This is a genomic window from Microbacterium sp. SS28 (assembly GCF_022761035.1).
GTDB lineage: Bacteria > Actinomycetota > Actinomycetes > Actinomycetales > Microbacteriaceae > Microbacterium.
The window spans coordinates 134,270-158,281 of sequence record NZ_JAKWJP010000002.1 but is presented as its reverse complement, the minus strand read 5'-3'; the positions used below and the strand labels follow the sequence as shown (position 1 = coordinate 158,281).

The window sequence follows — 24,012 nt, the reverse complement described above, 5'->3', positions numbered from 1 at the left end:
GTCCGCCGAGCGCGGCTTCGATCAGTCGAACAGCCGGACGACGAGCGACCACCACGTGACGGGTCCGACGATCCCGTCGGATGGCGGAGCGAAGACGTCTTGGAACGAGCGCACTGCGGCATCCGTCAGCGGGCCGAAGTCTCCGTCGACGGTGAGCTCACCCGCGAGCAGGGTCTGCAGGGCCTTCACGGCCTCGCCGTGATCGCCGAGGCGCACGGTCACGATCAGCGAGGGCCAGTCCAGCTGCCCGATCGTGCTCGAGATCTCGACTGCGCGCAGCGTCTGCTGGAACGCGATCGTCGCTGCACCGCTCGCGGGTCCGAACACGCCGTCAGCTGCGATCGTGGCGCCGTGCGCACGCAGGAGGTGCTGCGCCGCGAGCACGCGCCAGTTCGTCGCCTGCGTCGAGCCCTGCTTCACGAGAGGCCAGGGGCGAGGACCGGGGACCGCCGTGCTCAGGAACGACCAGGTCTCGCGGCCGGCGGCGCCGTCGAGCGAGAGGCCCCACGACTCCTGGAAGAACTCGACGTGCTCCTTCGTGATCGGCCCGAACGAGCCGTCGGGCACGAGTGCCGTGTCGCCGGGCGAGCGCAGAAGGCCGAACTGCTGGACGGCGCGTACGGCGTCCCCCGTGGATCCCTGGCTCACCGGGGTCACGAGGTGCGGCCACGTGAGCGGGCCCACGACCCCGTCCGCCGGCACGCCCGCCGTGGTCTGCTGGGCGATGACCGCCGCGCGGGTCAGTGGCCCGAAAGCGCCGTCCGCGGCGATCGTATGTCCCTTCGCGCGCAGCAGATACTGCGCGCCCTTCACCACGGGGCCCGAGGCACCCTCCGAGATCGTGGACCACGGTTCGACGTTCACAGATGCTCCATTCCGCTTCTCCCCCGGATCGGAGCGATCCCCCTGCGCCCGAGCATAGGGTCGGCCGCGTCTGCGCGCGACAGAAAGAAGACTCCCGCCCCTGGGTGCGGGGGCGGGAGTCTCCATGAGCCGAGCGGATGTGCCGGCGGTCTGTGCGCGCGTCAGCGGGCGGCGGAACCCTGGTTTCGATTCGCGGCTTCGCCGCTGCTCAACCCAGGCATCCCGGGCATCTCGGGCTAGCGCGCCGCGCTGCCCTCGATGTAGTCCGCGTCCTGCTGCTTCCACGCGAAGAGCGAGCGAAGGTCCTTGCCGACCTCCTCGATGGGGTGCTGGGCGCCCTTCTCGCGCAGTGCGAGGAACTCGGGGGCACCGGCATCCTGGTCGCCGATGAAACGCGAGGCGAACGCGCCGGACTGGATGTCGGCGAGGACGCCCTGCATGTTCTCCTTGACGTGCGGGTCGATGACGCGCGGGCCCGAGACGTAGTCGCCGTACTCCGCGGTGTCCGACACCGACCAGCGCTGCTTGGCGATGCCGCCCTCCCACATGAGGTCGACGATGAGCTTGAGCTCGTGCAGCACCTCGAAGTAGGCGATCTGCGGCTGGTAGCCCGCCTCGGTCAGCGTCTCGAAGCCGTACTGGACGAGCTGCGAGACACCGCCGCACAGGACGGCCTGCTCGCCGAACAGGTCGGTCTCGGTCTCTTCCGTGAAGGTCGTCTTGATGACGCCGGCGCGCGTGCCGCCGATCGCCTTGGCGTACGACTTCGCGAGGTCCCACGCGGTGCCCGAAGCGTCCTGCTCGACAGCGATGATGTCCGGGATGCCGCGGCCCGCGACGTACTCGCGACGCACCGTGTGACCCGGCGCCTTGGGTGCGACGAGGATCACGTCGACGCCCTCGGGCGCCTCGATGTAGCCGAAGCGGATGTTGAAGCCGTGCGCGAACGCGAGCGTCTTGCCGGGCGTGAGGTGCGCCTTGATGTGGTCGCTGTAGATGCCGCGCTGGTGCTGGTCGGGGGCCAGGATCATGATGACGTCGGCCCACTCGGCCGCGTCGGCGACGGTCTTGACCTCGAAGCCCTCGTCCTGGGCCTTCTCGGTCGACTTCGAGCCCTCCTTGAGCGCGATGACGACCTCGACGCCCGAGTCGCGCAGGTTCTGCGCGTGCGCGTGGCCCTGCGAGCCGTAGCCGACGATCGCGACCTTCTTGCTCTGGATGAGCGACAGGTCGGCGTCGGCGTCGTAGAAGATTTCAGCCATGGGGATTACTCCTTGATGTTTCCGGTCGTTTTGGGGAGCGAAGCGGGAAGAAACGCTCGAGGGATGGGTCAGCCGCGCAGGACGCGCTCGGTGATGCTCTTGCCGCCGCGGCCGATCGCGAGCAGGCCGGACTGGGCGAGCTCCTTGATGCCGAAGGGCTCGAGCGCGCGCAGGAAGGCCTCGACCTTGCCCTTGTCGCCCGTGACCTCGACCACGAGCGCGTCGGGCGCGTAGTCCACGATCTGCGCGCGGAAGAGGCCTACGACCTCGAGCACGTTGGAGCGCGTCTGGTTGTCGGCGCGGACCTTGACGAGCATGTGCTCGCGCTGGACGGACGCCGTCTGGTCGAGCTCGACGATCTTGATGACGTTGACGAGCTTGTTCAGCTGCTTGGTCACCTGTTCGAGCGGCAGCTCGTCGACGTCGACGACGACCGTGATGCGGGACAGGCCCGGCACCTCGGTGACGCCCACGGCGAGGGACTCGATGTTGAAGCCGCGGCGGGCGAACAGGCCGGCGACGCGGGTCAGCAGACCCGGCTTGTCCTCGACGAGGAGGCTCAGCACGTGACTCGGCATGGCTCAGTCCTCCTGCTCGAACGCGGGCGCGTGGTCACGCGCGTACTGGACGTAGCTGTTGCTGACGCCCTGCGGAACCATGGGCCACACCATCGCGTCGGCGCTCACGACGAAGTCGATGACGACGGGGCGATCGTTCGTCTCGAGGGCGAGCGTGATCGCGGCATCCACGTCCTCCTCCTTCTCCACCCGGATCGCGAGGCAGCCGTACGCCTCGGCGAGCTTGACGAAGTCGGGGATCCGCACGGTGCCGTGGCCCGTGTTGAGGTTCGTGTGCGAGTAGCGGCCGTCGTAGAAGAGCGTCTGCCACTGGCGCACCATGCCGAGCGACGAGTTGTTGATGATCGCGACCTTGATCGGGATGTCGTTGATCGCGCAGGTCGCGAGCTCCTGATTGGTCATCTGGAAGCATCCGTCGCCGTCGATCGCCCACACGTGACGGTCGGGTTCGGCGACCTTCGCGCCCATCGCGGCCGGGACGGCGTAGCCCATCGTGCCGGCGCCGCCCGAGTTGAGCCACGAGTTGGGACGCTCGTACTTGATGAACTGGGCCGACCACATCTGGTGCTGGCCGACACCCGCGGCGTACACCCCCTCGGGGCCCGTGAGCTCGCCGATGCGCGAGATGACGTACTGCGGCGACATGAGGCCGTCGCTGGGCTGCGTGTAGCCCAGCGGGAACTCGGAGCGCAGTCCGTCGAGGAACGACCACCACTCGTCGGTGTCGGGCTTCGCGCTTTCGGCGGCACTCCGGAAGGCGCCCTCGAGGTCGACCAGCACGTCTTTGAGATCGCCCACGATCGGCACGTCCGCCGTGCGGATCTTGCCGATCTCGGCCGGGTCGATGTCGACGTGGACGACCTTCGCGTTGGGTGCGAAGAGGGCTGCCTTGCCGGTCACGCGGTCGTCGAACCGCGCACCGAGCGAGACGAGGAGGTCGGCTTCCTGCAGCGCGAGCACGGCCGGCACGGTGCCGTGCATGCCGGGCATGCCGAGGTGCTGTTCGTGCGAGTCGGGGAAGGCGCCGCGCGCCATGAGCGTCGTGACGACGGGCGCGCCCGTCGTCTCGGCCAGCGTCAGGAGTTCCTGGGAGGCTCGCGCGCGGATGACTCCGCCGCCGACGTAGAGGACGGGCTTCTTCGCGGTCGCGAGCAGCTGGGCGGCCGCCTGGATCTGCTTGCCGTGGGCCTTCGTCACGGGGCGGTAGCCGGGCAGATCGATCTTGGGCGGCCAGATGAACGGCGCCTCGGCCTGCTGCGCGTCCTTCGTGATGTCGACGAGGACGGGACCGGGCCGGCCCGTGCCGGCGATCTCGAACGCCGCCGCGATGGCACCGGGGATCTCTTCCGCGCGCTTCACGAGGAACGAGTGCTTCGTGATCGGCATCGTGATGCCGACGATGTCGGCCTCCTGGAAGGCGTCGGTCCCCATGAGGTTGGAGAAGACCTGCCCCGTGATGCAGACGATCGGCACCGAGTCCATGTAAGCGTCGGCGATCGCGGTCACGAGGTTGGTCGCGCCGGGGCCGGACGTCGCGATGGCGACGCCGACCTTGTTGGATGCCGCGGCATAGCCCTCGGCCGCGTGACCTGCGCCCTGCTCGTGGCGCACCAGGATGTGACGCAGCTCGGTCGAATCCATGAGCGGGTCGTAGACGGGGAGGATCGCGCCGCCGGGAAGACCGAAGACGTCGGTCACCCCCAGCAGCTCGAGCGAGCGGACGACAGCCTGAGCGCCGGTGAGCACCGGCGCCGCGGAGGCATTTCGGGCGGGCGGCCGTGGAACGGCCATGACGGAGTCGGCGGACATGATGGTGACCTTCGAATCTGAAGAAGTGGGTTTCGATCTGCGGCTGCGCCGCTACTCAACCACCGGGTTTCGGCGGACCGCACTTACCCGGTCGTCGCGCCTTCCGCAGCGGAGCGGACGAGACGGGAGTACTTGGCGAGGACGCCACGGGTATAGCGCGGGGGAAGCGGCTCCCAGCCTTCGCGGCGGGAGCTCAGCTCGGTCTCGTCGACGAGTAGGTCGAGAGTGCGAGCCGCGATATCGACCCGTATCAGATCACCATCGCGCACGAAGGCGATGGGACCAGCGTCCACCGCTTCGGGTGCTATGTGGCCGATGCACAGGCCGGTTGTGCCGCCTGAGAATCTGCCGTCCGTCAAGAGTAGTACATCTTTTCCGAGCCCTGCGCCCTTGATGGCGGCCGTGATCGCGAGCATCTCGCGCATGCCGGGGCCGCCCTTGGGGCCCTCGTAGCGGATGACGACGACGTCGCCTGCGGCGATCTCGCCGGCCTCGAGCGCGTCCATCGCGGCGCGCTCGCGCTCGAAGACCCGAGCGGGGCCTTCGAACACGTCCGCGTCGAAGCCGGCCGACTTCACGACGGCGCCTTCGGGGGCGATCGAGCCGTGCAGGACGGTGATGCCGCCCTTCTCGTGGATCGGGTTGTCGAACGAGTGGATGACGGTGCCGTCGACCGGGTCGGGGTTGAGCTCGGCGAGGTTCTCGGCGAGGGTCTTGCCCGTCACCGTGAGCGCGTCGCCGTGCAGCAGGCCCTCGTCGAGCATCGCCTTCATGATGACCGGGATGCCGCCGTGACGGTCGACGTCGTTCATGACGTACTTGCCGAAGGGCTTCATGTCTGCGACGTGCGGGACCTTGTCGCCGATGCGGTTGAAGTCGTGCAGGCTCAGCTCGACCTCGGCCTCGCGGGCGATCGCGAGCAGGTGCAGCACGACGTTGGTGGAGCCGCCGAGCGCCATCGCGAGCGCGATCGCGTTCTCGAACGCCTCCTTCGTGAGGATGTCGCGCGTCGTGATGCCCTGGCGGAGGAGGTTCACGACCGCCTCGCCCGAGCGGTGCGCGAAGTAGTCGCGGCGGCGGTCCGCCGACGGCGGGGCGGCCGAGCCGGGGAGGGAGAGCCCGAGCGCCTCGGCGACGGAGGCCATCGTGTTGGCGGTGTACATGCCGCCGCACGCGCCCTCGCCGGGCGCGATCGCGCACTCGATGCGCTTGAGGTCGGCCTCGCTCATCTTGCCCGCGAGGCAGGCGCCCACGGCCTCGAACGAGTCGATGATCGTGACGTCCTTCTCGGTGCCGTCGCTGAGCTTGACCCAGCCCGGGGCGATCGATCCCGCGTAGAGGAAGACGCTCGAGAGGTCGAGGCGCGCGGAGGCCATGAGCATGCCGGGGATCGACTTGTCGCAGCCCGCGAGCAGCACGGATCCGTCGAGGCGCTCGGCCATGATGACCGTCTCGACCGAGTCGGCGATGACCTCGCGCGAGACGAGGGAGAAGTGCATGCCCTCGTGCCCCATCGAGATGCCGTCCGAGACCGAGATCGTGCCGAACTGCAGCGGGTAGCCGCCGCCGGCGTGCACGCCCTCCTTCGCGCCCTGCGCGAGGCGGTCGAGACTCAGGTTGCAGGGGGTGATCTCGTTCCAGCTCGACGCGATGCCGATCTGGGGCTTGTCCCAGTCCTCGTCGCCCATGCCGACGGCCCGGAGCATTCCGCGGGATGTCGTGGCCTCGATGCCGTCCGTGACGACCCGACTGCGGGGCTTGATGTCGATGGCGTGCTCGAGGTCTTCCGAGGGCTGTGGCATGCCGAGAAGTCTATTGCCGCGCGGCGGTCCGGCGGATCGCGAGCGAGGCCAGCAGGTCGGCCATCGCGGGGATGTCGCGCACCGACACGCGCGCCGCCGTGGGTCCGCCGCCGACGTGCACGCCGAGGTCCTCGGGCCGGAGCTTGCGCAGCGCGTCCTCGTCGGTCACGTCGTCGCCCGCGAAGAGCACGGCGCTCGCGCCCGTCCGGGCGCGCAGCGCCTCGACGCCGGCGTCCTTGCCCTCGTGGCGGAAGGCGAACTCGATGATGCCGTGGCCTGTGCGCCGGCGCCAGTGCGGGGCGTTCTCGGCGACGATCCGGTCGACGCGGCGGTTCGCGATGTGCGCGGACGCGGCATCCATCCTCCGCGTGTGGACTCCGAATCCGAAGGTCTTGGGCTCGATCCACACGCCCTCGAGATCGGCTGTCGCGCGCTCGGCCTCGGCGCGCAGCCGGTCGCGCAGCTCGAGGGCCCCGGGCTCGTCGACGGGCTCGATGCGCCCCTCCCCCGGGATCCAGTACTCCGCGCCGTGCGAACCCGCCAGGAGCAGCGGAGAATCGTCGTCGTGCTCGGCGATGATGCGCAGATCGTCGAGGCTGCGGCCCGAGACGAGCGCGACGAAGGTGTCGGGCACCGCGACGAGGGCGTCGACCGCGGTGCGCGCCGCCGGCAGCATCCGAGCCTGCATGGGCTCGTCGACGAGGGGCGAGAGCGTCCCGTCGAAGTCGAGGGCGACCAGGAGCGGCGTCGCGCTCGCGACCCCGTCGAGCGATTCGGGCGTGGCGAGAGGAGCGGGGGCGGTCACTGCGGGGTTCCTTCCTTTGCCCTGCGGACGCCGTCGAGCGCCCTCAGGAACGATTCGGACCACCGCGCGATGTCGTTCTCGACGACCTTCCTGCGGAGCGCCCGCATGCGGCGGCCCTGCTCGGCGGCGGGCATCTCGACGGCGCGCATCATGGCGTCCTTGAGTCCGTCGATGTCATGGGGATTGATGCGGATTGCGCTGCCGAGCTCGTCCGCGGCGCCCGCGAACTCGCTCAGCAGCAGCACGCCGCGATTGTCGCTGCGGCTTGCGACGTACTCCTTCGCGACGAGGTTCATGCCGTCGCGCAGCGCGGTCACGAGCATGACGTCGGCGGCGAGGAAGAGGGCGACCATCTCCTCGCGCGGATATGTCTGGTGCAGGTACCGGATCGCGGTGTGCCCGACCGTGTCGTGGTCGCCGTTGATGCGACCCACCGCCTGCTCGATCTCGTCGCGCAGCTGCATATAGGCGCCCACGCGCTCGCGACTCGGGCTGGCGACCTGTACGAGGGTCGCGTCCTGCACCGTGAGGCGCCCGTCGTCGAGCAGCTCGCCGAACGCCTTGAGGCGGTGGCGGATGCCCTTCGTGTAGTCGAGGCGGTCCACGCCCAGGAACACCTTCTTCGGGTTCCCCAGGCCCTCGCGGATCTCGCGCGCCCTCGCCCGGATGTCGGGGCGGGCAGCGAGCTCCGCGTAGGACGACGCGTCGATCGAGATCGGGAACGCCTTCGCGAGCGCCGTCCGCGTCGAGCCGTCCGCCTCCGCGACGACGATGCCCGACGACTTCGTCTCGATGCGCAGCTGCCGCCGGACGGCGCGCGCGAAGTTGGAGGCGTCTTGAACCCGCTGGAAGCCGATGACATCCGCGCCGAGAAGCCCCTCGAGCACCTGACGTCGCCACGGCAGCTGGGAGTACAGGCCGTATGCGGGGAACGGAATGTGGTGGAAGTACCCGATCGTGAGGTCGGGCCGGGCCGCGCGCAGCATGGCCGGCACGAGCTGCAGCTGGTAGTCCTGCACCCAGACCGTGGCGCCTTCGGCGGAGACGGATGCCGCTGCCTCGGCGAAGCGCCGGTTGACGGCGACATACGCATCCCACCAGACGCGCCGGTACCGGGGCTCGGAGATCACATCGTGGTAGAGCGGCCAGATCGTGTCGTTCGAGAAGCCCTCGTAGTAGTTTTCGACCTCTTCGGCGCTCAGCGACACCGGGACGAGGTGCGTGCCCTCGAACTCGAACGGCTCCGCCTCGAGATCCGCCTGGCCCGGCCAGCCGACCCAGGCGCCGTCCGCGTCGCGCATGACCGGCTCGAGAGCCGTGACGAGCCCGCCCGGCGAACGCCGCCACGAGTCGCCGGCTTCGCCGTCCGCGGCAGGGACCCGGTCCACGGGCAGGCGGTTGGCGACGACGACGAATTCTGCCAGTGACACATGCGCTCCGGTTCCGTATGGGTGCGACCAGGCTAACAGCGGGTCTCGCGCGACCGCGGGGGCATGCATCCGGAGACGCGACATGCTAGGGCGCGGAGCGCCGCGTGGGAAGGGGCGGGCCGCTCCGTGCGACGGCCTCGTGCGGGCACTAGCGTGGTGCCATGCGCAAGTACCTGTTCGGCACTGGCCTGTTCGGCGTCATCATGGGCGGCGTCGCGCTGCTGCGCGCACTCCGGAACAACGCGCCGTTCACGTGGCGCGTCGCGCTGGCCTGGGTGAGCTGGGGCATCTCGCTCGCGCTCGCGGTCGGGGCGATCCTCGACGTGCGCCGCGCGGGGCGAGGCGGCCTCGTCGCCCCCGACTCCCCCATTGCGGGCCAAGAGGACAAGATCCTCCGGAAGCGCCTCGCCCGCTGAGCCTCCGTGCGGCGTCAGTCGCGCAGCGGGATCTCGTAGTGCACGAACCCGGTTCCCGTCGCGACGCGGTCGTACAGCGTGCGAGCGGTGGCGTTCGTCTCGTGCGTGAGCCAGTACACCTTGCGGCATCCCTCGTCCTCTGCCCATGACCGGACGTGCGCGATGAGGGCGCGTCCGACACCCCCGCCGCGCGTGCCGGGCGCGACGAACAGGTCCTCGAGGTAGCAGTACGTGGTCGCCGTCCACGTCGCGGCGTGCGTGAGCCAGTGCACGATGCCGACAGCGCGTCCCGCGGCGTCGCGCGCGATCGCGCCGTGCAGCTCCTCGTCACCGACGAGCCGCGCGAAGGTGGCCTCGGTCACGCCATCCGAGAGCGATGCCTCGTAGAACGTCAGGTAGCCGTGCCAGAGCTCCCGCCACTCGTCGCGATCGGCGAGGGTGAGGGGCGCGATGGTCGTCATTCGGACGACGCTAGCGCGCCCCTCGCCTTCGCGTCACCGCGCCCGCATCACCGCGTCAGGATGAGCGCGTCGCCTTGGCCGCCCCCGCCGCACAGCGCGACAGCCGCCGTGCCCCCGCCGCGCCGCACGAGCTCGTGCACGGCGTGGACGACGAGCCGGTTGCCGGAGGCGCCGATCGGGTGGCCGATCGCGATGCCGCCGCCGTGGATGTTGACGACGTCGTCCGAGAGGCCGAGTTCGGCCTGGGACCGCGCGACGACCGCGCCGAACGCTTCGTTGATCTCGACGACGTCGAGGTCTTCGGCGGTGAGACCCTGCTTCTCGAGTGCCTTCTCGATTGCTCGCGCGGGCTGCGCGTGCAGCGAGTTGTCGGGGCCCGCGACCTGGCCTGCCGCGCCCACGACGGCGAGCACGGGCCAGCCGTTCTCGTCGGCGTGCGAGCGCGTCGTCAGGACGACCGCCGAGGCGCCGTCCGAGATCTGGGACGAGTTGCCGGCCGTGATCGAGCCGCCCTCGGCGAACGCGGGACGCAGGCCCGCGAGGGTCTCGACTGTCGTGTCGGGGCGGATCCCCTCGTCCTTCGTCACGACCACGGGGGCGCCCTTGCGCTGCGGAATCTCGACGGGGACGATCTCGGCGTCGAAGGCGCCCGCGGACTGCGCGGCGGCCGCGCGCTGATGCGATCGCGCGGCGACGGCATCCTGAGCCTCCCGCGTGATCTCGAAGCGCCCGTTGTGGCGTTCCGTCGAGGCGCCCATGCTCTCGCGGTCGAAGGCGTCGGTGAGGCCGTCGTAGGCCATGTGGTCGAGCACCTCGATCGAGCCGTACGCCCAGCCGTCGCGCGAGCCCACGAGCAGGTGCGGCGAGCGGGTCATCGACTCCATGCCGGCGGCCACGACGACTGTCGCATCGCCGAGGCGCAGCATCCGGGCGCCGTCGATGATCGCCGTGAGGCCCGACAGGCACACCTTGTTGACCGACCCGGCGTGGACGTCCCAGCCGATGCCGGCGCCGATCGCGGCCTGCCGCGCGGGGTTCTGCCCCGCGCCCGCGGGCAGCACCTGGCCGACGAGGACAGCGTCGACGGCACCCGCCGGGATGCCGCCCTGGTCGAGCGCTCCCTTGATCGCGATCGAGCCGAGCTGCACCGCCGTGAGCGGGGCGAGCTGGCCCTTGAGGCGTCCCTGCGGCGTGCGCGCCGCGGCGACGATGACGACGTCGTCCTGGTTCATGCGTTGATCCTCTCTCCGACGCGGACGATGAGCTCCGGCTCGGTGGCCGCGATGACCTCGTCGACCGTCACGCCGGGCGCGACCTCGACGAGAACGAGGCCCTCGGCGGTCACGTCGATGACCGCGAGGTCGGTGATGATCCGGTCGACGACGCCCTTGCCCGTGAGCGGGAGCGAGCATTCGCGCACGATCTTGGCGGTGCCGTCCTTCGCGACGTGCTCCATCAGGACGATGACGCGGGCGGCCCCGTGCACGAGGTCCATCGCGCCGCCCGGGCCCTTGACCATCTTCCCGGGGATCATCCAGTTCGCGAGGTCGCCCGTCTGCGAGACCTGCATCGCGCCCAGGATCGCGGCGTCGATCTTGCCGCCGCGGATCATGCCGAAGCTCGTCGCGGAGTCGAAGAAGGCCGCGCCGGGAAGCGTCGTGACGGTCTCCTTGCCGGCGTTGATGAGGTCGGGATCCACATGCTCCTCGGTCGGGTACGGACCGACGCCGAGGATTCCGTTCTCGGACTGCAGCACGACCGTCACGCCGTCCGGCACGTAGTTGGGCACGAGCGTCGGAAGCCCGATGCCGAGGTTGACGTACGCGCCGTCGCCGAGCTCGCGCGCGGCGCGGGCTGCCATCTCGTTGCGGGTCAGGGTCATGGTCATGCTCCTTCCGGCGCCGCGGTGACCGTGCGGCGCTCGATGCGCTTCTCGATGCCCGTGCCGACCTCGACGATGCGGTGCACGTAGATGCCGGGCAGGTGGATGCTGTCGGGGTCGAGTTCGCCGGGCTCGACGAGCTCTTCGACCTGTGCGATGCAGACGCGCCCGGCCATCGCGGCGAGCGGGTTAAAGTTGCGCGCCGACTTGTTGAAGACGAGGTTGCCGTGGCGATCGCCTTTCGCCGCGTGCACGAGGGCGTAGTCCGTCACGATCGCCTCTTCGAGGACGAACTCGCGCGGCTCGCCGGCCAGGTCGAACGTGCGGACGTCCTTCTTCGGCGAAGCGACGGCGATGCCGCCCTGCCCGTCGTACTTGCGGGGAAGTCCGCCCTCCGAGACCTGCGTGCCGACGCCGGTCTGTGTGTAGAAGGCGGCGATGCCGGAGCCGCCCGCGCGGAGCTTCTCGGCGAGCGTGCCCTGCGGAGTGAGCTCGAGTTCGAGCTCACCCGAGAGGAACTGCCGCTCGAACTCCTTGTTCTCGCCGACGTACGACGAGGTCATCTTGCGGATGCGCTTGGCGTTCAGCAGCACCCCGAGACCCCAGTCGTCGACGCCGCAGTTGTTGCTCACGATGCTCAGATCGCTCGTCCCCTGCGCGAGGAGCGCCTCGATGAGGGCGATGGGGTTGCCCGACAGTCCGAACCCGCCGACGGCGAGGCTCGCTCCATCCGAGATGTCGGCGACGGCCTCGGCCGCCGACCCCACGGTCTTGTCGATCACGTGTCACTCCTTCGTGTGGACCAGATCTCCAGCCTGCGCCTCGCGCCGGGCGCATGCACGTCCCGGCTTGCCATGTGGATGGGATGCCGCGTAGCGTCCATATCGTGGACAGCGGGAGGACGAGATCCGTGCCGGGCGCCCAGTCGATCGCGCGCGCGGCGCGCGTCCTGCGGCTCGTCACTGCGGCGGGCGACCAAGGGCTCGCCGTCGCCGAGCTCGCGCGCAGCGCCGAACTGACCCGTCCCACGGCGCATCGCCTGCTCGCAGCGCTCCGGCACGAGGGCCTCGTCGATCAGGACGAACGGACAGGGCGATGGATGCCGGGGCCTGAGCTGTATCTCATGGGCACGGTCGCGGCATCCCGGTACGACATCACGTCGATCGCCCGCGACATCGTGCGATCGCTCGCCGTTCGCACCGAGGAGAGCGCGTTCCTCTCGGTGCGCCGCGGCGACGAGACGGTGTGCCTGCTGCGCGAGGAGGGCAGCTTCCCGATCCGATCGTTCGTGCTGTCCGAGGGCGTGCGGTTCCCCCTCGGCGTCGCATCGGCGGGACTCGCGATCCTCGCCTTCCTTCCGCCTCACGATGTGGACGCATACTTCGAGCGGCACCCCGAGCTGGGCGTCGAGCGCGGCGCGGCGCACACCGAACCGCGACTGCGCGCACGGCTGCGCGAGACGCAGGCGCGCGGCTACGCGCTCAACCCGGGGCTCATCGTGGAGGGGAGCTACGGTCTCGGCGCCGCCGTGTTCACGAAGGAGGGTCACCCGCAGTGGGCGCTGAGCCTCACGGGCGTCGAGTTCCGGTTCGGCCCCGACCGGCTCCCCGAGCTCGGCCGCACGCTCCTCGCCCACGCGCACCAGCTGACGACGCGGCTCGCCGCCGCCCGCTGACCGCGGCTCGACTCTTCGAGAGGCTCACGGCCCGACGTGGGCCGCGGCGAGCTCGCGCCGGACGACGGCGGCGACGGCATCCGCTCCCCGATCCGACAGCACGATCGTGTAGTGGTTCACGTCGGGGACCGCCTCGTGGCGCAGCCCCGGGTGCGCGCTCACGAGATTCGGGAGCCGCTCGGCCGCGTAAAGCGCGGGCAGCTGGTCGAGCAGTCCGCGCTCCGCCGTGAGCAGGACGGTCGGGTGCCGCAGCGCGGCCAGCGCGTCGGCGATCGCGGACCCGGAGTTCTGGTCGACCGAGTCCTCCTCGAGCGTCGCGTAGCTCGTCGCGGGGCGCAGGTCGGGAGCCTCCCCCACGAGGTCGTACGCGAGGTACGCCTCGAGGATCGGCGACCAGTCGCGCCGGAAGGCGGGGTGCGCACGCCAGAAGTCGAGGTACTCCTCGGTCGAGCCGAACCGCATCGCGAGCCGCTCGGCGGTCGGGCCGAGCACGAGCCGGATGGTCTCGTCGGGCGAGAGCCCCTCGGGCAGGTCGAGCGGGAGCCCGCCGTCGACGAGCACGACGCCCGTGACGCGGCCAGGATGCCGGTCCCCGAGCACGAGCGCGATGAAGGCTCCCATCGAGTGCCCCACGGCGAGGGCGCGGTCGATGCCGAGCGCATCGAGCACGGCGACGAGATCGCGCGCGTGCGTCGCGAGCCCCGCAGGACCCTCGAGAGCGTTGCTTCGTCCACGCCCGCGCAGGTCGGGGGCGACGACGCGGACGCCGGGAAGGCGCTCGGCGACACCCGGCCAGGACTGATGCGAGGCGGTCACGCCGTGGATGAGCAGCACGGTGTCGACCGACGCGGGGTCGGCGGCATCCACCGGCTCCCAGACCCCGACGCGCAGGTCGCCCCCTGGAACGGCGACATCGAGGGTGCGGTACCGGGTCATCGGGCCGTCCATCCGCCGTCGATCGTGTAGGAGGCGCCCGTCACCATTCCCGCTCTGTCCGACGCGAGCCAGCCCGCGAGCGACGCGACCTCGTCCGGCTCGACGAGGCGCTTGATCGCCGTCTCGGTCAGCATGATCTTCTCGACCACCTCGTTCTCGGGGATGCCGTGGATGCGCGCCTGGTCCGCGATCTGCTTCTCGACGAGCGGGGTGCGGACGTAGGCGGGATCGATGCAGTTGCTCGTGACGCCGTGCGGCGCGCCCTCGAGGGCCGTGACCTTCGACAGCCCCTCGAGGCCGTGCTTCGCCGACACGTACGCGGACTTGAAGGCGCTCGCGCGCAGCCCGTGGGCGCTCGAGATGTTGACGACGCGTCCCCAGCCGCGCGCGTACATCGTCGGCAGGGCCGCGCGGATGAGGAGGAACGGCGACTCCAGCATGAGGCGCAGGATGAACCGGAACGCGTCGGGATCGAACTCCTCGATCGGCGCGACCTTCTGGATCCCCGCGTTGTTGACCAGGATGTCGACGTCGAGGGCGAGGTCCTCGAGCGCGGCGGTGTCGGCGAGGTCGACGACCCACGCCTCCCCCGCGACAGCGGATGCCGCGGCCTCGGCCGCCTCCCGGTTGAGGTCCGCGATCACCACGTGCGCTCCGCGTCGCGCGAACTCGTGCGCGCACGCCAGTCCGATGCCGCTCGCCCCTCCCGTCACGAGCGCCCGCTTGCCGGTGAGATCCTGATCGGTCACTTCTCCTCCTCCTGTGCGCCACGGGGGGCGAGCGCATTGTCGATGAAGCGCGCCATGGCATCGGTGACGGCGGGGTCGATCTGCGCGGGCGGCCGGCCGTCGGCATCCCGCTCCCACAGCAGGAATCGCATGCCGATGAGCTCGCCCATGCCCATGAGCGCCCACGCGGCGACCGTCGGGTCGAGCCGCGGATCGACGTCGCCGACCTGCTGCGCGGCCCGGAGTCCTGCTTCGTACCCGTCGACGATCCGCGAGTAGTGCAGGCGCAGGGTCTCGGGTGAGACGAACTCCGCCTCGCGCACAACGCGGTACAGCGCGGGATGCTCGGCCGTGAAGCGGAAGAACCCCGCGAACCCGGCGCGCTCGGCCTCGATGCGCGAGGACGCCCCCGTCATCGCCTCGGACATCGAGTGCCGGACGCGACGGTTGAGGTCGAGCACGAGCGCCTCGAAGATCGTCTGCTTGCTGTCGAAGTAGAGGTAGAACGTACCGAGGCCGATGCCGGCGCGCTCCGTGATCTTGACGATCGAGGCCTCGTGATAGCCCTGCTCGGCGAACACGGCCTCAGCCGCTTCGAGCAGACGATGGCGCGTCGCCTCGCCCCGCTTCGTGAGCGGTCTGCCCGTCGCGGTGGAGACCGGCGCGGCCTCCTCGTCGATCAGTTCACCGGGAATGCTCATGGTCCATCCCTTCCCACAGGCGGCGGGCGCGATCGCGCAGTCGGGACCGCGCGAGCTTCTCGATCGTCGAGCGCGGCAGCGACGAGACGAATTCGACGTGCACGGGGACCTTGAACGCCGCGAGGTTGCGGCGCGCGTGCGCGACCACTTCGTCCGCCGACAGGAGCGCGTCGGGCGCCGGGACCACGAACGCGACGCCGCGCTCGCCCCATACGGCGTCGGGCACGCCGACGACGGCGGCGGCCTCGATCAGCGGATGCAGCGTCAGTGCGAGCTCGACCTCGGCGGGCGCGACGTTCTCGCCGCCCGAGATGTAGATGTCCTTGATGCGGTCGACGACGTGGAAAACGCCGTCCGCGTCGCGCCGCACGAGGTCGCCCGTGCGCAGCCACTCTCCCGCGAAGGCGCGATCCGTCGACTCGGGGTCGCCGAGATAGCCCGCGAAGACGCTCGGCCCGCGCACCCATAGCTCACCCGTCGCGGGACCCTCGAGCGCGAGCTGAGTGTCGGGATCGACGATCGAGACCGACACGTGCGGATACGGGCGGCCGACGGCACCCGGATGCCGCGCCCCCTCGTCGGCCGCGAGGTGCAGCACGTTCGGGGCCGCCTCGGTGAGGCCGTAGCCTTGCGCGAGCGCGATGCCGCGCGCCGCCCACTCCTCGTAGAGGTCGATCGACATGGTCGCCCCGCCGACGACCGCGAGACGCAGGCTCGACAGGTCGGAGTCTGCCCACGTGCGCTCCGCAGCCAGGAGCGCGTACTGCGTAGGGACGCCCATCATGGCCGTCACGCGGCGCTCGCGGATGAGCTGCAGCGCCCTCGACGGCTGGAACGAGCGCTCGAGGACGACCGTGGCCCCCACCCACCACGCGAGCAGCGGCTGGCAGTTCCAGGCGGCGATGTGGAACTGCGGGAGCATCGCGAGGACGACGTCGTCCTCGGTGAGCGGGAGCGTCCGCGCGAGCGCGAGGTTGGTCCAGAAGCAGTTCGCGTGGGTCAGGACGACACCCTTGGGGGCTGCCTCACTGCCCGAGGTGAAGATGACGAGCACGGGGTCGTCGTCACGAACGGGCCGTCGCTGCGCGCGCTCTGCGGCAAAGGGGACGGATGCCTCCACCCCCGTCGTGCCGAGCGTCGCGACGAGCGGCTCGGTGTCGAGGGCGCGCAGCGCCTCGCCCGCAAGCGTCGCGTAGTCGTCCTCGATCAGCACGAGCGCCGGCTCGGAGCGGCGCAGGACGTCGGTGAGCTCGCGCGGCGTGAGCCGCCACGAGAGCGGCACGAGGGCGACTCCGGCGAGCGCGCACGCGAAGAACGCGACGACGTGGTCCGTCGAGTTGCCCGACACCGTCGCGATCCGCTGTCCGGGCCCGTAGCCTGCCGCGCGCAGTCCGTCGGCGAGACCCAGGGCCCGGGCGGCGAGCGTCGCGTAGTCGATCGTCACGCCCCGGTCGTCGATCGCGATGCCGTGCGGCGATTGTGCGGCCCGGTCGGTGATCCAACGCCCGATCGTGTGCGGCTCGTCGTCGAGCAGCGCGTCCCACGTCATACGCGCGCCTGGCTCTCGGTCGCGGCCTGTGCCGTGGGGACCCTCTCGGCGTCATCGATCGCGCGGAGCAGGACCCGCGCGCGTTCGCCTCTCCGACGACGCAGCCAGGCGTCGACCGTGCCCGCGATGCCGCCGGGCAGGAACATCACGACGAGGATGAACAGCACGCCGAGCAGGAACAGCGGCTCGGAGAGCGGCACGCGGAGGACGTCGGGAAGCCCCGCGATCGCTTCCGAACCGGCGAGGACGGTCAGCCGCTGATCGAGCAGCGTGTAGAGCACACCGCCCACAATGGCACCCCACCGGAACCCCACGCCACCGAGCACGACCATGACGAGGACCGTGATCGTGAGGTCGGCCGACACGGCACGCGGCACGGTCCCCGACTGCAGGAGCATGTACGCGACGCCGGCGAGGCTCGCGAGCACCGCCGCGATGACGAACACGAACAGCTTCGCCCTGTAGGGACGCAGCCCGAGCACGCGCACGCGCTGCTCGTTCTCGCGCGTCGCGCGCACGAGGTGCCCCAGCCGCGACGTGTCGACCCAGAGCGTCACGAGATAGACGATGACGAGCACGGCGAGCGTGAGCCAGTACAGGTTGCGCGTGTTGACGACGCCGATGAGGACGTCCGGCACGTTGTCGGTGTTGAGGCTCAGTCCCTCCTCGCCACCCGTGACCTCGGAGTTGCGCCGCACCAGGACGGATCCGGCCTGCGCGAACGCGAGGGTCACCATCGCGAACGGGATGCCCGATACCCGCATCGCGACGGCCCCCGTGACGAGGGCGATCAGCATGCCGCCCACGAGCGCGAGGAAGATGCCGGGCCACAGCGGGACGCCCAGGAGCTCGAGCGCGATGCCGAGCCCGTACGCCCCGGCGCCGAAGTACAGCGCGTGGCCGAAGGACAGCATCCCTGCGGTGCCGAGCAGCAGGTTGTACGAGAGCGCGAGGGCCGCGAACACCATGCACAGCGACAGGAGCGCGAGCGTGCCCGGCTGGTAGGTCGGCGTCGGAAGGATGCCGGGGATCGAGATGTTCAGGAGCGGCAGGAGCGCCATGAAGACGACGGCGGCCGCTCCCGCGATCGCGGGCACGAAGCGGCGCACGAGACCCGGTCGCTGCGCGGCATCCGGTCCCTGAGCGTGTCGAAGGGTCATGCCTTCCTCCCGAGGAGTCCCGACGGCCGCACGAGCAGCACGACGGCCAGCAGGATGACGACGATGAAGTCGCCCGTCCCGCCGAGGTAGAAGTTCGCGAACTGTTGCAGGACCGCGACGATGACCGACGCGATCGCGGCGCCCGTGAGGGAGCCGAGCCCGCCCACGACCGTCACGATGAAGGCGAAGATCAGCAGCGTCGAGCCGAGGTGGGCCGAGACGAAGGTCGAGTAGTGCATCGCGAGCACACCGCCGATGCCGGCCGCGGCGCCGCCGATCGCGAAGACGAGCGTGAACGACCGACGGACGTCGATGCCCAGCGCCGTGACCATCGACCGGTTCTCTACGCCGGCGCGGATGACCATGCCGTAGCGGGTCTTCTTGAGGAACAGCACGAGGGCCGCGAGCACGAGGACCGCCGCGATCATGAGCACCCAGTACGTGTTCGGGATGCGGGCACCCAGCACGTCGGTCGTCTCCTTCAGCCACGCGGGCCCCGAGACGTGGATCGGGTCGGTCCCCCAGATGCCCTCGAACAGGGCGACGGCGGCGAACGAGAGCCCGACGGTCACGAGCACCTGCTCGATGTGCCGCTCGTACAGCGGGCGGATGAGGACGAGCTCGGTGAGCGTCGCGAAGACGGCTCCGACGACGGCCCCGACCGCGATCGACGCGAGGAACGCCCCCCACGAGTCGGTGCCGAGCGCCTGCGCGACCATCCAGCCGAGGAAGGCGCTCAGCGTCAGGAACGCACCGTGCGCGAAGTTGAGCACGTGCATGAGCCCGTAGATGAGGCTCAGCCCGCTTGCGACGAGGAAGTACAGGGCGCCGAGCCCGACGCCCGTGATGAGGGTCAGGATGAGGGTGCTCACTGCGTCACCTCCGCGTGCACGCCGAGCAGCCGGCGGGTGAGATCGTCGTCGTCGAGGATGTCGAGGGCGGGGCCCGTGTGGACGACGCGACCGCCTCCGATCACGATGGCGTCACCCGCCAGTCGCCGGACGACCTCGAGGTTCTGCTCGACGAGCAGGATCGGGACGGTCTTGGACGCCTCCTGCAGCGCGTCGGCCACCTCGCCCACGATCTTGGGCGCGAGCCCCTTCGTCGGCTCGTCGACGAGCAGGATGCGGTTGTCGTTGAGGAGAGCGCGGGCGACCGAGACCATCTGCTGCTGGCCCCCCGAGAGCGTCCCCGCCTGCTGGTCGCGGCGCGCCACCAGATCGGGGAAGAGCGCGTCGACGAACTCGCGACGCGGATTGCGCTGCCGCTCGGCGAGCGCGAGGTTCTCGGCGACCGTGAGCTTCGAGAAGACCTCGCGGTCTTCCGGGACGTACCCGACGCCACGCTGCACGATGCGATGCGTCGCGAGCCCGTCGATGCGCTCACCGGCGAGCCGCACCTCGCCCTTGCGGTGGATGAGACCCAGGATGCCGCGCAGCGTCGAGGTCTTGCCCACGCCGTTGCGGCCGAGGATCGCGGTGATCCCGGTCGCGGGGACCGTGAAGCCGACGTCCTCGACGACCTGCTGGCCGCCGATCGAGCAGCGGAGACCCGCGACCTCGAGGATCGCCTCCGCACTCATGCGGCGCTGCCCAGGTACGCGCTCTGCACGAGCGGGTTCGCCATGACCTTCTCGGGAGTGTCGAACGCGATGATGCTGCCGAAGTACATGACGGCGACGCGGTCGACGAGGCCCATCAGCACGTCGATGTGGTGCTCGACCATGAGGACGGTGCAGCCCTTCTCGCGCTGCATCGCGCGGATGTTCTCGACGAGTCCCGCGACGTCGCCCGAGGCGACACCCGCCATCGGCTCGTCGAGGAGCACGATGCTCGCCTCCGTCGCCAGGAGCACGGCGATCTCGAGCTTGCGCTTGTCGCCGTGCGAGATGTCGCCCGCGAGAGCCTCGCTCTTGTGCGCGAGTCCGACGGCCTCGAGCTTCTCGCGCGCGACACGGGTCGCGGCATCCGTCGCCCGAGGGAAGCGGAGGAGCGAGTAGTCGCCCCCGATCGAGACCTGCGCCGCGAGGCGCACGTTCTCGAGCACCGAGAGCTTGGGGAACAGGCTCGACGTCTGGAAGGTGCGCCCCAGTCCCGCCCGCGCCCGTGCGGGCACGGACGCCGACGTGATGTCGGCGCCGTCCAGGAGGATCCGGCCCGACGTCGGCTTCACGAGGCCGGAGACCGCGTTGAAGAGCGTCGTCTTGCCGGCGCCGTTCGGTCCGATGACGCCGACGAGCGAGCCCGCGGCGACGTCGAGGTCGACGTCCTTGAGGATCGTCGCGCCGCCGATCTGCAGCCCGAGGCCTTCGACTTCGAGTGCGGATCCGCGAGGCGCGGACGGGACTGGAGTGCTCATGCGTGGAGGCTCCCGCGCGTCACTGCGCTTCGGCCGGAGCGACGTCGTCGGCCGAGACCGTGTCGACGAGCTCGGGCACGAACGCGCCGCCGTCGGCGACGAGCTTGGCCTGGTACATCTCCTGGATGAGGGCGTGGTCGCTCGCGCGCACCGTCGTCTTGCCCTTGGGGCCGTCGAACTCGAAGCCCTCGAGCGCCGCGATCATCGCGTCGACGTCGCCCTTGCCCTCCTTGATGGCGTGCACGAGCATGATCGCCGCGTTGAAGCCGTCGGGACTGAAGAGGTCGGGCGTGCCGCCTGCCGCCTCGATGGCCTCGACCATCGCGTCGTTCACCTCGTTGTCGGGCCCGCCGGGGAAGTAGTGGTTGAGGAAGCTGATCTTCTCGGAGGCCTCGCCGTAGGCGCCGAAGGTCGCCGAGTCGCCGAGTCCCGTGACGACGGGGATCGCGTCGAGGACGCCCTGCTGGCTGAGCGACTGCCACATGGCACCCGAGGTCGCGCCGGCCCATGCGACGAAGACGAGGTCGGGCGCGTTCGCGAGGACCTGCTGCGCGAAGGGTGTGAATTCGGTCGCGTCCTCGGGGACGAGCACGGAGTTCACGGTGGCGCCTTGCGCGCCGAGGATCGCCTTGACGGCCGCCTCGTTGCCGGTGCCGAACGCCGTGTTCTGCGCGAGGACCGTGATCGTCTTGCCTTCGAGGTCGTCGAGGAACGTGCCGGCGGTCGCGACATCCTGTGCGCTCTGGCGGCCCGAGCGGAACGTGTAGTCGTTGATCCCCGTGATCGCGTCGGCGGCGGCGGGGCCCGAGATGTAGAGCACCTTGTTCTGCTCGGCCTGCTCCGCGACGGCGAGTGCGACGCCCGACGATGCCGTGCCCGCGATGATGTTGACGCCCGAGCCGATGAGCTCCTTGACCGCCGTGACGGCCTTGTCGGGGTCGCCCGCGTCGTCGCGGTACTCGACCGTGATCGTCGTGCCGTCGATCTCGCCCGAGCCGTCGGTGGCATAGTCGAGTCCGGCCTTGAAGGCGTCGAGGTACTGCTTGCCGTAGCCCGCGAGCGGACCGGTTTCGCTCGTGACGATGCCGACCGTGATCTCGGAGGGCCCCTCCGCCTCGTTCGTCGGCGACGGCGTGTCGGTCGGCGCGCACGCCGCCAGGAACAGGGCTGCCGTGGCTACCACGGAGCCCAGGAGCAACTTCTTTGAAACCCGCATGTGCGTGCCTTTCACCATTGGAAGGGTTCTCGGTGCATGAACCTGAAAGCTGATTCAGGTCTTTGCAATCTAAGAAATCTCCCGCGGATCGTCAAGTCGACGCGAGCTGATCCGGGCGGGTCGTTATCGATTCGCGACACGCGGAAACGACAAAGGACCTCGCTTTCGCGAGGCCCTTCGGCAGGTGGTGCACCCCCTGGGACTTGAACCCAGAACCCACTGATTAAGAGTCAGTTGCTCTGCCGATTGAGCTAGAGGTGCGTGATTCGCAACGAGGCGAACCGAGGGATTACGTTACATCACGATCGCGCCATACGGAAATCGAGGCCCCCTCGCCCGCGTATCCTGGATGCGTGCCCTCCCCCCTTTCGCCCGCGCCGTTCGACGTGCCCTTCGACGGGGATCTGCAGGACGACCTGGCCTTCGCGCTGAGCCTCGCGGATGCCGCGGATGCCGCGTCGATGCGCCGCTTCGACGCGCCCGACCTCGACGTGAGCACGAAGGCGGATGCCTCGCACGTGACCGAGGCCGACCTCGCGACCGAGCGCGTGATCCGCGAGCTCATCGAGGCGCAGCGGCCGGCGGACGGCATCTTCGGCGAGGAGTTCGGCATCACGGGCGACTCCGCGCGCCAGTGGATCATCGACCCGATCGACGGCACCGCCAACTACCTCAAGGGCATCCCGATGTGGTCGACGCTCATCGCTCTGAGCATCGACGGCGTGCCCCGCGTGGGCGTCGTGAGCCAGCCCGCCATCGGTCGCCGCTGGTGGGCGGCATCCGGACTCGGCTCGTGGACCAACACGAGCGACGGCGCCACGCGCCGCATCTCGGTCTCGCGCGTCGACAGGATCGCCGAGTCGAGCGTGAGCTTCCAGAGCATCGCGCAATGGCGCGAGGCCGGCGAGCTCGACAGCCTCGAGCGCCTCACGAGCGCCGTGTGGCGCGACCGCGGCTACGGCGACGCGTGGCCGTACATGCTGCTCGCGGAAGGCCGCCTCGAGTTCGTCGCCGAGTTCGGCGTCAAGGAGTACGACCTCGCCGCCCACGTGCCGATCGTGCGCGAGGCCGGCGGCCGCTTCACGTCGTACCGCGGAGAAGACTCCATCTCGGACCGCTCGTCCCTCGCGACGAACGGCATCCTGCACCAGGACTACCTGGACCTCCTCCATCCCCCCGCCCCCACGGAGACCTCCTGATGACCCGACCCCTCACGCGGCTCGCCGCGGTGCTCGCCATCGCCACGACCGCGATGCTCGCGAGCGCCTGCTCGTCCCCTGCGCCCGACGCCGAGCCCCAGCCCAGCAAGACGGCGGATGCCGCCCAGACGACGGCTCCCGAGGCGGAGTCGGATCCGACGCCGGCTCCGGATGCCGAGGCGGCCGATGCTCCCGAGTGCGACACGATCATCTCGCCGACGACCGCGGCCGATTTCGCCTCGCTCGGATGGACCGCGCTCGCCGACGTGTTCCGCGTCGCGAGCGTCGAGGTGCCCGAGGGCATCCAGTGCACGTGGGGCGACTTCACGACGGCGACCGACCACGTCCAGATCTTCGGATGGGCGCCCATCACGCAGGCGCAGGCCGAGACGGCCGCGTCCGAGCTCGTCGCCGAGGGCTGGACCCGTGAAGAGGGACCCGAGGGCGTCTACGTCACCGAGAGCGGCGAGACCGCGATCGCGGTCGACGAGGACGGCTACGGCCTCACCTACCTCTTCGGCGACGGCTGGGTGAAGTTCGCCGACACGAAGCAGGGTCTCGTGCTCGTGGCCTGGCCGCAGAGCTGACCGCCCGCACCCCGTAGGCTCGATCCCTATGGCCACCGGCGCGACGATCCACACCTTCACGGTGCAGCTGGCAGATGTCGACCGCGGCGTCTACGAGGAGCTGAACCTGCGCGTCGCGCGGCATCCATCCGAGACCGATGCCTTCATGCTGACCCGCGTGCTCGCGTACTGCCTCGAATACGAGGAGGGCATCGCGTTCACCGAGGGCATCTCGGCGACGGACGAGCCGGCGGTCCTGGTGCGCGATCTCACCGGCAAGCTCACGGCGTGGATCGAAGTGGGCGCACCGGATGCCGCGCGCCTCCATCTCGGGAGCATGCAGGCGGGTCGCGCGGTGGTCTATACGCACCGCGACCCGGCCAAGGTCGCGGCGCCGTGGGCCGGCAAGCGCATCCACCGCGCCGAGGACATCACGCTGCACAGCTTCGATCCCAGGTTCATCGACGATGCCGTCCGCACGATCGAGCGGCGGAACGCCATGACGCTGTCGGTCATCGAGCGGAGGATCTACCTCGAGCTCAACGGCACGACGCTCGAATCCGACATCCACACCCAGCCGGTCGCGTAGCGGCGGCTCGAGACGCGAACCTCCCG

At 70.2% G+C, this 24,012-nt stretch carries 25 protein-coding genes and 1 tRNA gene; 5 read left to right on the top strand and 21 right to left on the bottom strand.

Features of this window, described 5'->3' with window-relative positions:
* Positions 1-21: 21 nt before the first annotated feature.
* The 7 genes from MJ607_RS06055 to MJ607_RS06025 form a co-directional block, all read right to left on the bottom strand.
* Positions 22-864: a peptidoglycan-binding protein gene (locus tag MJ607_RS06055; RefSeq protein WP_243074678.1), complete on the bottom strand. Its 843-nt coding sequence runs from the start codon at positions 862-864 to the stop codon at positions 22-24.
* Between the two features lie 236 nt (positions 865-1,100).
* Complete coding sequence (ilvC, locus tag MJ607_RS06050; protein WP_243074677.1) at positions 1,101-2,126, bottom strand: ketol-acid reductoisomerase; 1,026 nt, start codon at positions 2,124-2,126, stop codon at positions 1,101-1,103.
* A gap of 68 nt (positions 2,127-2,194) precedes the next feature.
* Positions 2,195-2,704, bottom strand: a complete 510-nt coding sequence (gene ilvN / locus MJ607_RS06045; RefSeq protein ID WP_243074676.1) for an acetolactate synthase small subunit — start codon at positions 2,702-2,704, stop codon at positions 2,195-2,197.
* 3 nt (positions 2,705-2,707) lie between these two features.
* Positions 2,708-4,513, bottom strand: coding sequence for an acetolactate synthase large subunit (locus MJ607_RS06040; protein WP_243074675.1), 1,806 nt, complete (start codon positions 4,511-4,513; stop codon positions 2,708-2,710).
* An 83-nt stretch (positions 4,514-4,596) separates the two neighbouring features.
* Positions 4,597-6,315 (bottom strand): dihydroxy-acid dehydratase, encoded by a 1,719-nt coding sequence (ilvD, locus tag MJ607_RS06035; RefSeq protein WP_243074674.1) that lies wholly within the window; start codon positions 6,313-6,315, stop codon positions 4,597-4,599.
* Positions 6,316-6,325: 10 nt separating this feature from the next.
* Entirely contained in the window at positions 6,326-7,120 is a 795-nt protein-coding gene (gene otsB / locus MJ607_RS06030) for a trehalose-phosphatase (protein ID WP_243074673.1), read from the bottom strand.
* A complete protein-coding gene (locus tag MJ607_RS06025) occupies positions 7,117-8,550 on the bottom strand; it encodes a trehalose-6-phosphate synthase (RefSeq protein WP_243074672.1) in 1,434 nt (477 codons plus the stop codon). Before MJ607_RS06025 ends, otsB begins: the two co-directional genes overlap by 4 nt.
* A 161-nt stretch (positions 8,551-8,711) precedes the next feature.
* Here MJ607_RS06025 and MJ607_RS06020 point away from each other — a divergent pair, with 161 nt between their 5' ends.
* Positions 8,712-8,966, top strand: a complete 255-nt coding sequence (locus MJ607_RS06020; protein ID WP_243074671.1) for a hypothetical protein — start codon at positions 8,712-8,714, stop codon at positions 8,964-8,966.
* Positions 8,967-8,980: 14 nt separating this feature from the next.
* Here MJ607_RS06020 and MJ607_RS06015 read toward each other — a convergent pair whose 3' ends face one another.
* Genes MJ607_RS06015 through MJ607_RS06000 form a run of 4 tightly spaced genes read right to left on the bottom strand, consistent with a single transcriptional unit; the run spans position 8,981 to position 12,091 of the window.
* On the bottom strand, positions 8,981-9,427 hold the full coding sequence (locus tag MJ607_RS06015) for a GNAT family N-acetyltransferase (RefSeq protein WP_243074670.1): 447 nt from the start codon (positions 9,425-9,427) through the stop codon (positions 8,981-8,983).
* A 47-nt stretch (positions 9,428-9,474) separates the two neighbouring features.
* Positions 9,475-10,659 carry an acetyl-CoA C-acetyltransferase gene (locus tag MJ607_RS06010; RefSeq protein WP_243074669.1) on the bottom strand — a complete coding sequence of 395 codons (1,185 nt, stop codon included), beginning with the start codon at positions 10,657-10,659 and terminating at the stop codon, positions 9,475-9,477.
* Positions 10,656-11,309 carry a CoA transferase subunit B gene (locus MJ607_RS06005; RefSeq protein WP_243074668.1) on the bottom strand — a complete coding sequence of 218 codons (654 nt, stop codon included), beginning with the start codon at positions 11,307-11,309 and terminating at the stop codon, positions 10,656-10,658. The genes MJ607_RS06010 and MJ607_RS06005 overlap by 4 nt, the downstream gene beginning before the upstream one ends.
* A 2-nt stretch (positions 11,310-11,311) precedes the next feature.
* Positions 11,312-12,091, bottom strand: coding sequence for a CoA transferase subunit A (locus tag MJ607_RS06000; protein WP_243074667.1), 780 nt, complete (start codon positions 12,089-12,091; stop codon positions 11,312-11,314).
* 83 nt (positions 12,092-12,174) lie between these two features.
* Here MJ607_RS06000 and MJ607_RS05995 point away from each other — a divergent pair, with 83 nt between their 5' ends.
* Entirely contained in the window at positions 12,175-12,984 is an 810-nt protein-coding gene (locus tag MJ607_RS05995; protein ID WP_243074666.1) for an IclR family transcriptional regulator, read from the top strand.
* Positions 12,985-13,008: 24 nt separating this feature from the next.
* Here the strand turns inward: MJ607_RS05995 and MJ607_RS05990 are convergent, their stop codons facing one another.
* The 10 genes from MJ607_RS05990 to MJ607_RS05945 all read right to left on the bottom strand — a co-directional run bounded on the left by MJ607_RS05990 (position 13,009) and on the right by MJ607_RS05945 (position 21,893).
* A complete protein-coding gene (locus tag MJ607_RS05990) occupies positions 13,009-13,920 on the bottom strand; it encodes an alpha/beta fold hydrolase (protein WP_243074665.1) in 912 nt (303 codons plus the stop codon).
* Positions 13,917-14,669, bottom strand: a complete 753-nt coding sequence (locus MJ607_RS05985; protein WP_243074664.1) for a 3-hydroxybutyrate dehydrogenase — start codon at positions 14,667-14,669, stop codon at positions 13,917-13,919. Before MJ607_RS05985 ends, MJ607_RS05990 begins: the two co-directional genes overlap by 4 nt.
* Complete coding sequence (locus tag MJ607_RS05980; RefSeq protein ID WP_243074663.1) at positions 14,666-15,349, bottom strand: TetR/AcrR family transcriptional regulator; 684 nt, start codon at positions 15,347-15,349, stop codon at positions 14,666-14,668. The genes MJ607_RS05985 and MJ607_RS05980 overlap by 4 nt, the downstream gene beginning before the upstream one ends.
* On the bottom strand, positions 15,333-16,898 hold the full coding sequence (locus MJ607_RS05975) for a class I adenylate-forming enzyme family protein (RefSeq protein WP_243074662.1): 1,566 nt from the start codon (positions 16,896-16,898) through the stop codon (positions 15,333-15,335). Before MJ607_RS05975 ends, MJ607_RS05980 begins: the two co-directional genes overlap by 17 nt.
* A complete protein-coding gene (locus tag MJ607_RS05970) occupies positions 16,895-17,959 on the bottom strand; it encodes a branched-chain amino acid ABC transporter permease (RefSeq protein ID WP_243075266.1) in 1,065 nt (354 codons plus the stop codon). The genes MJ607_RS05975 and MJ607_RS05970 overlap by 4 nt, the downstream gene beginning before the upstream one ends.
* A gap of 95 nt (positions 17,960-18,054) precedes the next feature.
* On the bottom strand, positions 18,055-18,930 hold the full coding sequence (locus tag MJ607_RS05965) for a branched-chain amino acid ABC transporter permease (protein ID WP_243074661.1): 876 nt from the start codon (positions 18,928-18,930) through the stop codon (positions 18,055-18,057).
* Positions 18,927-19,640 carry an ABC transporter ATP-binding protein gene (locus MJ607_RS05960; protein WP_243074660.1) on the bottom strand — a complete coding sequence of 238 codons (714 nt, stop codon included), beginning with the start codon at positions 19,638-19,640 and terminating at the stop codon, positions 18,927-18,929. Before MJ607_RS05960 ends, MJ607_RS05965 begins: the two co-directional genes overlap by 4 nt.
* Positions 19,637-20,416: an ABC transporter ATP-binding protein gene (locus MJ607_RS05955; RefSeq protein WP_243074659.1), complete on the bottom strand. Its 780-nt coding sequence runs from the start codon at positions 20,414-20,416 to the stop codon at positions 19,637-19,639. Before MJ607_RS05955 ends, MJ607_RS05960 begins: the two co-directional genes overlap by 4 nt.
* Positions 20,417-20,435: 19 nt before the next feature.
* Positions 20,436-21,632, bottom strand: coding sequence for a substrate-binding domain-containing protein (locus MJ607_RS05950; protein ID WP_243074658.1), 1,197 nt, complete (start codon positions 21,630-21,632; stop codon positions 20,436-20,438).
* Between the two features lie 185 nt (positions 21,633-21,817).
* Positions 21,818-21,893, bottom strand: a tRNA-Lys gene (locus tag MJ607_RS05945).
* A 92-nt stretch (positions 21,894-21,985) separates the two neighbouring features.
* Between MJ607_RS05945 and MJ607_RS05940 the strand changes: the two genes are divergently transcribed.
* The 3 genes from MJ607_RS05940 to MJ607_RS05930 are packed head-to-tail and all read left to right on the top strand — an operon-like array spanning position 21,986 to position 23,986.
* Positions 21,986-22,831, top strand: coding sequence for an inositol monophosphatase family protein (locus MJ607_RS05940; RefSeq protein WP_243074657.1), 846 nt, complete (start codon positions 21,986-21,988; stop codon positions 22,829-22,831).
* Positions 22,831-23,418, top strand: coding sequence for a hypothetical protein (locus MJ607_RS05935; RefSeq protein WP_243074656.1), 588 nt, complete (start codon positions 22,831-22,833; stop codon positions 23,416-23,418). Before MJ607_RS05940 ends, MJ607_RS05935 begins: the two co-directional genes overlap by 1 nt.
* Positions 23,419-23,446: 28 nt before the next feature.
* Positions 23,447-23,986 carry a YaeQ family protein gene (locus MJ607_RS05930; protein ID WP_243074655.1) on the top strand — a complete coding sequence of 180 codons (540 nt, stop codon included), beginning with the start codon at positions 23,447-23,449 and terminating at the stop codon, positions 23,984-23,986.
* Positions 23,987-24,012: the final 26 nt, after the last annotated feature.